The organism is Salinispora fenicalii (genome assembly GCF_000514815.1).
GTDB classification, from domain to species: Bacteria; Actinomycetota; Actinomycetes; order Mycobacteriales; family Micromonosporaceae; genus Micromonospora; species Micromonospora fenicalii.
Genome location: NZ_AZWQ01000028.1, coordinates 82032 through 92036 on the forward strand (window position 1 = coordinate 82032; position 10005 = coordinate 92036).

Genomic DNA, 10005 nt, shown 5'->3' on the forward strand with positions numbered 1-10005 from the left:
CCCGAGCCTACGTCGCCCCGGCGCAAGCGATGACGAGCGGTCACCGGCGATGTGAGCTCTCCGGCCGTTGACCCGCCGCCACCCGGGTAGCCGACCGTCCGCGGCCGGCACCGCCCACGGGCTCAGGCATCGTAGTCAACCGTGAGCCGATCGGTGGTCGGGCTGGACTGGCAGGTGAGAACGTAACCCGCTGCCAGCTCGTCCGGCTCCAGCGCGTAGTTGCGGGCCATCGTCACCTCGCCGGCCACGACCTTCGCCCGGCAGGTCGAACAGACGCCCCCCTTGCACGCGTACGGCAGCTCCGCGCGGACCCGCAGCGCCGCGTCCAGCACCCGATCCGCCCGACCCATGGTCACCGTTGACGAACGCCCGTCCAGGACGATCGTGACCTCGGTACCCGCCTCCGGCTGGTGCTCTGGGCGGCGTACCGGCTCCGGGGGAGCATCCACGTGGAAAAGCTCGGCGTGCACCGCGGCCTCCGGAACACCCCGGGCGCTCAGCACCCCCTGGGCATCGGTCACCAGCCCGTACGGGCCGCAGAGGAACCACTCCTCGATCGCCTCGCCCGGCACGATCGTGTCCAGCAGCCGACTCAGCCGCTCGGCGTCGATGCGGCCGGAGAGCAGGGGGGACTCGCCCCGCTCGCGGGAGAGCACATGGACCAGGTGCAGCCGGGTCGGGTACCGGTCCTTCAGGTCGGCGAGCTCCTCGGCGAACATCACGGTGTTCGCCGAGCGGTTGCCATACACCAGAGTGAAGCTGCTGTCGGGCTCAACGGCCAGGGCCGTGGTGACCAAGGAGAGCACCGGGGTGATGCCGGAGCCGGCGGCCACCGCCCCGTAGGCGCGTACCCGGTCCGGCCGCAACGCGGTGGTGAAGTGGCCAAGCGGCGGCAACACCTCGACGGTGTCACCGCCGCGCAGCGCGCCACAGGCGTACGCGGAGAAGGCGCCGCCGGGGATCTCCCGGACCCCGATCCGTAGCAAGCCCCGCTGGGCCAGATCCTGGGGCGTCGAACAGATCGAGTACGAGCGCCGCACCTCTTCGCCCTGCTCCGTCGTCCGGCGCACGGTCAGGTGCTGGCCGGGAGCAAATGCGAAGGTCGCACGCAACTCGTCCGGTACGGCGAAGGTAACCGCCACCGCGTCGGCGGTGAGCCGATCGACGGTGGCCACGGGCAGCGGGTGAAAGACCGGCCGACGACGGGTCGGCCGGGTGATCGTGACAGTCACAGTGCCTTCAGGTGGTCGAAGGGTTCAGTACAGGTTCGGCAACGTCGTAAAGCCTTACACGCGGTCGAACCGAAGCGGCTGATCTGCTCAGTCTCCGGGGATCCGCACCAGGGGCAGCGGACGGTCAGGGTCAGCGGCACCGGGCCGGCGGGGCGGACCGGGTCGGGTGGGGCGATGCCGGCACGGGCGAGTTTGGCCCGCCCCGCCTCGGTGATCCAGTCGGTGCTCCACGGCGGCGTGTAGACGGTACGGACCTCGGCCTGCGGGTGGCCGGCGGCGGCGAGCGCGCGACGGATATCGGCCCGAATCACATCCATCGCCGGGCAACCGGTGTAGGTGGGGGTGATAGTGACCACCACCCGACCGGTGGCCGGCTCCTGGTCAACCGAGCGCAGGATGCCGAGCTCTTCGATGGTGATCACCCGAATCTCGGGATCCACCACCGCGGCCACCGCGGCCCGGGCGGTCGTCACCAGGACGCTCCGGGATGAGCGCGGTGCAGCACCTGCAGCTCGGCGAGCAGGTAGGACAGGTGCTCGGTGTGCACGCCGTTCCGGCCGCCGGCCGGCATCCAGGAGGTCTCGGGTGCCGTCAACGTGGCCTCGGCGAGCACCCCGGCGACGACAGAGTCGAAGTCGGCGCGCAGGGTGGCCGGGTCGACCGGCGCGGTCGGGTCCGGAGTGAAGAGCTCGTGCGTGTACGGCCAGACCTCGTCGACCGCCGCCTGCATCCGGCGATGCGACTCGTCGGTGCCGTCGCCGAGCCGCCGCACCCATACCGAGGCGTGATCCAGATGGTAGGCCGACTCCTTACGCGCCTTCGCCCCGATCGCGGCCAGCCGCTCGTCGCCGCAGTCGGCCAGCGCGGTGTAGAGCGGCACCTGGTACGCCGCCAAGAAGAGCAGCTTCGCCATGGTCAGCGCGAAGTCACCGTTGGGGAGCTCGGCCAGGAGGCAGTTGCGGAACTCCCGATCGTCGCGCAGGTACGCCAACGCGTCCTCGTCCCGCCCGGCTCCCTCCACCTCGCCCGCGTAGGTCAGCAGCAGGCGTGCCGCCCCAAGCTGGTCGAGGGCGATGTTGGACAGGGCGATGTCCTCTTCCATCTCCGGCCCGCGGGTGCACCACTGGGCCAGCCGCTGGGCCGCGACGAGCGCGTCGTCGGCGAGGCCCAGGACAAAGTCGAAGCGGTTCGGGACAGCCATCGGGGCGGCCGCGGTCTGCACGGCCCCTGGCCCGGTCATTTCGGCATGCGCGGTCACAGGTGAGCAGCCCCCTCCGGCACCTCGTAGAAGGTCGGGTGCCGATAGACCTTGTCGGCCGCCGGGTCGAAGAAGGCGTCCTTCTCGTCCGGGCTCGACGCGGTGATGGCGGCGGCCGGCAGCACCCAGATCGACACCCCCTCCTGTCGCCGGGTGTAGAGGTCCCGGGCATTGCGCAGCGCCAACTCGGCGTCGGCCGCGTGCAGGCTGCCGACGTGGGTGTGTGCCAGCCCGCGCCGGGCCCGCACGAAGACCTCCCAGAGCGGCGCCGGCGGAGCCCCACCCGGCTGGCCGGTCGGCTCGCTGTACTCGCTCACGCCACCTTCTCCTTCTGACTCGCCTGCTCCTTCTTGTGCGCCTGCTTGGCCGCGTACGCGGCGGCGGCTGCCCGGACCCAGGCGCCCTCCCGGTGCGCCTGGCGGCGATGCTCCATCCGCTGCCGGTTACACGGACCCGCCCCCTTGATCACCCGTATCAACTCCGCGTAGTCGGGCTGGGTGAAGTCGTAGGCACCGCGCTCGTCGTTCCAGCGCAGCGCCGGGTCGGGGAGGGTGAGGCCAAGGACCTCGGCCTGGCCCACGCACATGTCCACGAACCGCTGGCGCAGCTCGTCGTTGGAGAAGCGCTTGATCTTCCAGGCCATCGACTGGGCGGAGTGGGTGGAGTCGGTGTCTGGCGGCCCGAACATCGCCAGCGACGGGTACCACCAACGGTTCACCGAGTCCTGAGCCATCTCCCGCTGGGCCGGGGTGCCGTGGGCGAGGGTGTAGAGGATCTCGTACCCCTGCCGCTGGTGGAACGACTCCTCCTTGCAGATCCGGATCATCGCCCGCGCGTACGGCCCGTACGAGCAGCGGCACAGGGGCACCTGGTTGACGATCGCCGCGCCGTCCACCAGCCATCCGATCGTGCCCATGTCGGCCCAGGTGAGAGTCGGGTAGTTAAAGATCGAACTGTACTTCTGGCGACCGGCCAACAGCAGGTCAACCAGCTCGTCCCGGCTGATCCCGAGGGTCTCCGCGGCGGCGTAGAGGTAGAGGCCGTGACCGGCCTCGTCCTGCACCTTGGCGAGCAGGATCGCCTTGCGCTTGAGGGAGGGGGCGCGGGTGATCCAGTTGCCCTCCGGCTGCATCCCGATGATTTCGGAGTGGGCATGCTGGGCGATCTGCCGGATCAGGGTCGCGCGGTACGCCTCCGGCATCCAGTCCCGCGGCTCAACCTTCTGGTCAGCGGCGATGACCTCGGCGAAGTAGGCGGCCGGATCCGCACCAGCGGCACCGTGCCGCCCACGCTCGGCCGCCTCCCGTAGCGCCGTCTCGGCCGCCTCAACCTCGCCGAGCAGGCCGCCGGAGGTGTCGTCGGCGGGAAAGTCATTCCCATACATACCCCAAGTGTTACAGCTCGACACACCAATCTCTAGGGGGTGTAACAGGTTTCCCGGTAAGGGAGACCCACCCAAACCAGTCAACGCCCCTATGACCCGAGTCACAATCCATCCCTAAATATGGGTAGAAATCATCCTGGTCTGCAACTCCCGCCATTTATGACGCAACTTAACCGCGGACGAGTCTCGGCGCGGCGCGGATCCAGACGTAGACTTCCCGCGGTCACACCGACCTGCTGCCGGCGATCGTTTACGTAGCTGAGGCCACCCCCACCTCAACCACGCCGATCCCTCCCCCGGCCTTGCGAGCCGGCCCCCTGACCCCGACATCTGGAGTTCACCCAGTTATGCGTCCCCGGTTGCTAATCATCATGGCGGTCGTCCTCGGAATTGCTTTGATCATTCCCGCTGCATACGCCCGCCTCGACGATGGCGGCACCGGCACCGGCACCGAGGCGAGCGTCCCCACGCCCGCCCCCTCCCCGCCCCTGCCCCCTCCCCCGCCGACCCTGGCCTACGCGCCGGTGTCCGTGCCCTTCGAGGGCGAGTTCTTCTCCTGGGCGCTGATGGACCGCCAGACCAACACGATCTCCGGTGCGGAGAACCTCGCTGAAACCAGCTCCACCGAGTCGATGATCAAAGTATGGTTCGCCGCCGACTACCTGAACCAGCTCGGTGACGAGTCGCTCTCGAAAGGGATGCGTTACGCCATCAGCACCCTGATCCGGGACAGCGACGACGACGCGGCGAACCTGCTCTATCGGGAGGTCGGCAGGTCGGCCACGATCGACCGGATGATCAGCACCTGCGGCCTCACCGACACCAAGCCCGGCACCGTGCCGGGCTACATCGGGTGGTGGAGCTTCACCCAGATGTCCCCCCGGGACGCGGTCCGCCTCGGCGACTGCATCGCCGACGGCACGGCCGCCGGGCCGAGGTGGACCGATTTCCTGCTGGATGAGATGAGCCAGGTCCGGGGTACGACCGCCACCGATGACCAGACCGCGCGCTCCGGAGGCGGCCGCTGGGGGATCATCGACGGCCTACCCGAGTCGATCACGAGCCAGAGTCCGGTCGGCATGAAGAACGGGTGGACGGCGCTGAGCTACGACGGCAACTGGCACGTCAACTGCCTCGCGGTGAACGACCAGTGGAGTCTCGCCGTGATGATGCGGTACCCGCAGCAGAACGGGCTCGACTACGGCGCCCAGACCTGCGCGAGTGTCGCCACCCAGCTCGTCACTCCGCAGCCCGGCGCCGCCCTGAAGGTGCCGCAGCAGCCGACCGGGGAGGACCACTGATGCCCCGCCAGCCCGACGCGCGGCCAGGCGGCACCTCACTGCTCAAGGTGGCCGCGATCACGGCCGTCTTGATCGGCTTCGTGCTGGCCTCCCTCCGCCTGCTACCCGGCTCACCCTTTGCTTCCGATGCGGTGGCCCAGTGGGGCGAGAGTCCAGCGCAGGAGCAGTCCGGCGGCCCCGCAGAGCCGGCCCAGCCCACGCCATCGCCGAGCCCGACCCTCGAGCCACTACCCTTCGCGGCGAACGATCTCACCGGCCTGGACATCGACGGCTGGTACGCCTGGAGCGTGCTGGACCGCCGTACCGGTGAGATCATCGGCTCGGAGAACATGGCCGAGACCAGCACCACGGCTTCGATGATCAAATCTTGGCTCGTCGCCGATTACCTGCGCCGCACGGTGGAGGCCGGCAGGACCCCGACCGAGACCGAGCTCGCCGATGCCACCAAGATCATCCGAGACAGTGATAACACCCGTACCCAGGAGTTCTACAACAACCTCGGCAGGTCCGTCTCCATCGAGCGCCTGCTGTCCCTGTGCGAGCTGACCGACAGCAACGTCGCGGAGGACGGCGGCTGGAGCCGGACCGAGCTGTCCCCGCGGGACACCGCCCGGCTCGGTGAGTGCATCGCCGACGGCAGGGCCGCTGGCCCGGAGTGGACGGACTGGCTCCTCGAGGAGATGCGGCTGGTCCGGGGCGCCGGCGACTTCGGCATCCGCAAGGTGTTCCCGTCGGCTGTCAGCGAGACCATCGCCATCAAGAACGGCTGGGTGGACCGCACCCGCGAGCAGGAGAACCACGTCAACTGCCTGGCGATCGGCGACACCTGGACGATGGGGGTAATGCTGCGCTACCCGGTCGCGCAGGGCTACCAGTACGGCATGGACAACTGCCAGAAAGTTACCGAGGCCCTGCTGGCCGACCCACTCTGACCGACGACCGCGCCGCGAGTTGGTCAGCTGACAAAGCGGGCCGGGCCGTCGGCGGGAAGCTCGGGGACGGCGCCGGCGGCAGCGGCCCGGCGGGCGAACTCGCGCAGCCCGGCGACCTGGCGATCACCCAGGCTGAAGTCCAGCGTACGAAAGTAGGTCGCCAGCGTCTCCGCGTCGAAGCTCTCCCAGCGGGCAGCCGCCGCGGCCACCTGGTCCAACTCCGCCAGGCAGAGGTCCCGGGACCGCAGGAACGCCTCGTGCACCTCCTTGACCAGGCCGGGATGCGCGGCGGCGAAGTCCCGGCGGACCGCCCAGACGGCGAAGACCATTGGCAGCCCGGTCCACTCGTGCCACGCCTGGCCGAGGTCGGTGACGGTGAGGCCCCGGGACGGCGCTTCCAGGAGAGCCCGCAGCGCCACATCGCCGATCAGCACCCCAGCGTCCGCCTCCAACAGCATCTGGGTGAGATCCGGCGGGCAGCGGAAGTACTCGGGCCGCACCCCGTACCGCTCGGCGAGCAGGAGCTGAGCCAACAGCACTCCGGTCCGCGAGGTCGACCCGAGCGCGACCCGACGCCGGTCGAGCTCGGCCAGCGGGCGGGTCGAGACGACATTGACCGAGAGCACCGGCCCGTCACTCCCCACCGCGAGATCGGGCAGCAGCAGCAGGTCGTCGGCGTTACGTAGGTACTCCACCAGGGTGATCGGGCCGATGTCCAGATCACCGGCGACCAGGGCGGCGCTCAACCGATCCGGCGAGTCCTTGTGCAGGTCAACGTCGATCAGGGCGCCCGATCGCATCAGCCCCCAGTAGATCGGTAGGCAGTTCAGGAACTGAATGTGCCCGACCCGAGGGCGCGCGACCGGCTCTACCATGCCCCGACCGTATCGCCGCCACCGCGCACCGCGATGCCGGGTCAGGGCCGAAGTGGCCAACACCGCAGCCAACGCCGGATCCGGAAGTCATGCGCTATCTGGGCCGGCCGCCAGGGGCCCGGCAGCGTGAGTCACGCCGGGGCGGGCACCCCAGCACCAGCGGCCTGGTCGAGCGCATCGGTGGCGAGCGCTTCGGGCAACGGGCGAGCGTGCAGCACCGTCAACCGGGTCACCGCGCGGGTGAGCACGACGTAGAGCCGGTGCAGTCCGCGGGGTTCCGCGTCCACGATCTCGGCCGGTTCGACGACGATCACGTGGTCGTACTCCAAGCCCTTGGCCAGCGTCGCCGGTACCACGGTGACGCGCCCACCCGCCGGGGCGTCGAGTTCCCCGGGCTCTTCGCCGGCCGCGCCGAGGGCGGTCCGCAGCTCGTCGAGGTGCCGGTCAGCGGCGATCACCCCGACCGACCCGGGTAGGGAGCGGGTCGCGGCCAGCTCCGCGACCACCTCGGCGGCCAGGTCGTCCACCCGGCGCAGGACGAGACTGCCGTCCGAACGCAGCGACACCGCTGGGGGGACGTTCACCTCCAGGGCGGGCAGGAGTCGGTTGGCCAGCGCAACCACCGCCTCCGGTACGCGAAACCCGGTGGTCAACGGCACAACCGCCGCGTCCGGCTTACCCAGGTGCCGCAGCGACTCCCTCCAGTCGGTCGCCGCCCACGGCGCCGTGCCCTGGGCGAGGTCACCGAGGAGCGTGATCGACCCGTGTGCGGTGCGCCGGGCGATGGCCCGACACTGCATCGGGGAGAGGTCCTGCGCCTCGTCGATGATGATGTGGTGCAGGCTCGGCTCCCGCTCCAGGAGCCCGGCGGCCTCGTCGAGCAGCACCAGATCGGCGCTGCTCCACCGGACGCTGCGGACGCTCCGGAAGCGCCGGGGCCAGCGCAGCGCCTGACACTCGGCCTCGGTGAGGATGCCCTCGGCGGCGCGGGCCAGCGCCTCCGCGTCGCTGAGCAGTTCGAAGACGAGCGACTGCGGCGTCACCGCCGGCCAGCAGGCGTCGAGGAACTCGACCACCGGTTTGGCCTTCCCCATCCGCCGTTGCCACGGCTCCCCCGGTGACTCGCCGGAGCGCGTCTCGGCCTGACGTTGCAGCAGACCGACGACCCGGGCGCGGACCCGTTCCCGGCCGAGCAGGTACGCGGGATCCTCCCGCCGGGTGTCGTCAACCAGGCGGGTGAGCACCCCCGGATCGATGCGCCACCGATAAGCACCGTCGGATACTTGGATCGCGGAATCAGCTCGGCCCAGCCGGGACCAGAGCGCTCGCCGCAGCACGGTCGCCATCCGGGGGTCGTGCTTGACGGCCTCGGCCTCGACCAGGTCACCACCGGAGACGGGTACCCGGCCGATGAGCCCTTCCAGGGTGGCCTGCCGCACCTCCAGCTCACCGAGCGCGGGCAGGACCGCCGAGATGTAGCCGAGGAACGCCGGGTTTGGCCCGAGAATCAGCACACCGGTACGCCGAAGCCGTTCCCGGTGCAGATAGAGCAGGTACGCGGCCCGGTGCAGACCGACGGCGGTCTTGCCGGTTCCGGGCGCCCCCTGTACGCAGATCGAGGTGTCCAGGTCGGCGCGAACCAACTCATCCTGCTCGGGCTGGATCGTCGCGACGATGTCGCGCATCGGCCCAACTCGAGGGCGTTCGATCTCCTCGATCAGGATCTTGCTGGTGGTGCCGAACTCCTCCCCCTGGTCGAGGCGTTCGTCTTCGAAGCTGGTCAGGTCGCCGCCGGCGAACCCGAACCGACGACGGGTCCGTACGCCCTGCGGGTCACGGGCGCTGGCCTGGTAGAAGGCGCGACTGACCGGCGCTCGCCAGTCCAGCACCAGCGGCTCACCGAGTTCGTCGGTAACGTGCCGCCGTCCGATGTGGTACCGGCCGGTCACCGGGTCCGCTCCCGGCTCAGCGGCGGCTCCCGGCTCGGTGGCGCCGTCGAGGTCAAGGCGGCCGAAGAACAGCGGCGTACGGGGGTCGTCGGCGAGCTCGGCCACCCGCCGGGCCAACGCCACCCCGAGGGTCTCGGCGGAGAAGGGGTCCCCGGCGATCTTCGCACCGACGGCGTACATGGCTTCGGCGTGCTCGCGCATCGCGTGCAGGGCGGCCCGCGACGCGGTCATGTGCGCGCGCTCGGCGTCGAGTTCAGCGGTGAGTTCAGCGGTGTGGTCGGCGGTGTGGTCGGCAGGCATGGCGGCGGTTCCTCCGGGTCGACAGGGTGACCTGGCCGCCCGGCCACCCACGTCGGGTACCGGCTGTGCCTCGGCGCGGCGCGAGAGCGCACGGATCGACCAGCCTAGCCCCTCCGACCAGTCCCATCGACGGATATTCGGCAGGCGGAACCCTGCCGGACATCCGTCGACTGCCGTCGGGAAGGTAAGGGCTACGGCCCGATGCCCGCCGGTCAGGCGAGCACCGGGTCTCGTCTGGCAGCCGTCAAGCCTGTTCCGATCGGAAGCCGCCGAATCGCACTATGAGAAGCTGTACGGTTGGGCGGAGAGCAGGACCTGGGTCCAGCCGGAATCGGTCACCTTGCCCTGCCCGTACAGGTCTCCGCCGTCGTTGTCGTACGGGTTCCGGTCGCCGTACCGGTGCAGAGCGCCGTCGCTGGTACGGCCGAAAAACGTACCGGCGCCGGGGGACAGCAGGTGGGTCATGTTCTGCCAGGTGCTCGACTTGAGTTCGCCGGACACCCAGCTACCCACCCCATTAATCTTGTAGGACATCAATCGGCCATCCGAAACCGTACCGAGAATCCAGTCCGGCCCAGTTGTAGTCAGCGTCTTGAGAGTGAAACCGCTGTCGATCGTCGCCCAGTTGACGATATGACTGCCAGACGGCTTCGTCGCGGTCACGTCGTAGCGTTGCAACACCCCCGCCGAAGTGAGTCCATATAGCCGCCCAGCACCGTCATAGGAAAGATGAGTATGCGTCCATCCGCCACTACGAATCTTGACCGGTGCATT

10 protein-coding genes are annotated in these 10005 nt (G+C 69.7%); 2 read left to right on the top strand and 8 right to left on the bottom strand.

Going from position 1 to position 10005, the window contains the following annotated elements; translation table 11 throughout:
* Positions 1-122: 122 nt before the first annotated feature.
* Genes paaE through paaA form a run of 5 tightly spaced genes read right to left on the bottom strand, consistent with a single transcriptional unit; the run spans position 123 to position 3874 of the window.
* Positions 123-1232 (bottom strand): 1,2-phenylacetyl-CoA epoxidase subunit PaaE, encoded by a 1110-nt coding sequence (gene paaE / locus B116_RS0115710; protein ID WP_027660625.1) that lies wholly within the window; start codon positions 1230-1232, stop codon positions 123-125.
* Positions 1229-1705 carry a 1,2-phenylacetyl-CoA epoxidase subunit PaaD gene (paaD, locus tag B116_RS0115715; protein ID WP_018720783.1) on the bottom strand — a complete coding sequence of 159 codons (477 nt, stop codon included), beginning with the start codon at positions 1703-1705 and terminating at the stop codon, positions 1229-1231. The genes paaE and paaD overlap by 4 nt, the downstream gene beginning before the upstream one ends.
* The gene (gene paaC, locus B116_RS0115720) at positions 1702-2472 is read right to left on the bottom strand and encodes a 1,2-phenylacetyl-CoA epoxidase subunit PaaC (protein WP_397540764.1); all 771 of its coding nucleotides are present in this window, start codon (positions 2470-2472) and stop codon (positions 1702-1704) included. Before paaC ends, paaD begins: the two co-directional genes overlap by 4 nt.
* A gap of 14 nt (positions 2473-2486) precedes the next feature.
* Positions 2487-2807: a 1,2-phenylacetyl-CoA epoxidase subunit PaaB gene (gene paaB / locus B116_RS0115725; RefSeq protein ID WP_018720785.1), complete on the bottom strand. Its 321-nt coding sequence runs from the start codon at positions 2805-2807 to the stop codon at positions 2487-2489.
* Positions 2804-3874 (bottom strand): 1,2-phenylacetyl-CoA epoxidase subunit PaaA, encoded by a 1071-nt coding sequence (gene paaA, locus B116_RS0115730; protein ID WP_018720786.1) that lies wholly within the window; start codon positions 3872-3874, stop codon positions 2804-2806. Before paaA ends, paaB begins: the two co-directional genes overlap by 4 nt.
* A gap of 347 nt (positions 3875-4221) precedes the next feature.
* Between paaA and B116_RS0115735 the strand changes: the two genes are divergently transcribed.
* Both B116_RS0115735 and B116_RS0115740 read left to right on the top strand, forming a co-directional pair.
* The gene (locus tag B116_RS0115735) at positions 4222-5175 is read left to right on the top strand and encodes a serine hydrolase (RefSeq protein ID WP_027660626.1); all 954 of its coding nucleotides are present in this window, start codon (positions 4222-4224) and stop codon (positions 5173-5175) included.
* A complete protein-coding gene (locus B116_RS0115740) occupies positions 5175-6107 on the top strand; it encodes a serine hydrolase (RefSeq protein ID WP_027660627.1) in 933 nt (310 codons plus the stop codon). Before B116_RS0115735 ends, B116_RS0115740 begins: the two co-directional genes overlap by 1 nt.
* A gap of 23 nt (positions 6108-6130) precedes the next feature.
* Here the strand turns inward: B116_RS0115740 and B116_RS0115745 are convergent, their stop codons facing one another.
* The 3 genes from B116_RS0115745 to B116_RS0115755 form a co-directional block, all read right to left on the bottom strand.
* Entirely contained in the window at positions 6131-6982 is an 852-nt protein-coding gene (locus B116_RS0115745; RefSeq protein WP_018720789.1) for a menaquinone biosynthetic enzyme MqnA/MqnD family protein, read from the bottom strand.
* Between the two features lie 131 nt (positions 6983-7113).
* Positions 7114-9231: a HelD family protein gene (locus B116_RS0115750; RefSeq protein ID WP_027660628.1), complete on the bottom strand. Its 2118-nt coding sequence runs from the start codon at positions 9229-9231 to the stop codon at positions 7114-7116.
* Between the two features lie 279 nt (positions 9232-9510).
* Positions 9511-10005 (bottom strand): tachylectin-related carbohydrate-binding protein (locus tag B116_RS0115755; RefSeq protein WP_027660629.1); only part of this gene is annotated, 495 nt, incomplete at its 5' end.

Coding starts and splice junctions, on each gene's coding strand:
- paaC (WP_397540764.1), bottom strand. CDS start 2,472: ATGACCGGGCCAGGGGCCGTGCAGACCGCGGCCGCCCCGATGGCTGTC.
- paaA (WP_018720786.1), bottom strand. CDS start 3,874: ATGTATGGGAATGACTTTCCCGCCGACGACACCTCCGGCGGCCTGCTC.
- B116_RS0115735 (WP_027660626.1), top strand. CDS start 4,222: ATGCGTCCCCGGTTGCTAATCATCATGGCGGTCGTCCTCGGAATTGCT.
- B116_RS0115740 (WP_027660627.1), top strand. CDS start 5,175: ATGCCCCGCCAGCCCGACGCGCGGCCAGGCGGCACCTCACTGCTCAAG.
- B116_RS0115745 (WP_018720789.1), bottom strand. CDS start 6,982: ATGGTAGAGCCGGTCGCGCGCCCTCGGGTCGGGCACATTCAGTTCCTG.
- B116_RS0115750 (WP_027660628.1), bottom strand. CDS start 9,231: ATGCCTGCCGACCACACCGCCGACCACACCGCTGAACTCACCGCTGAA.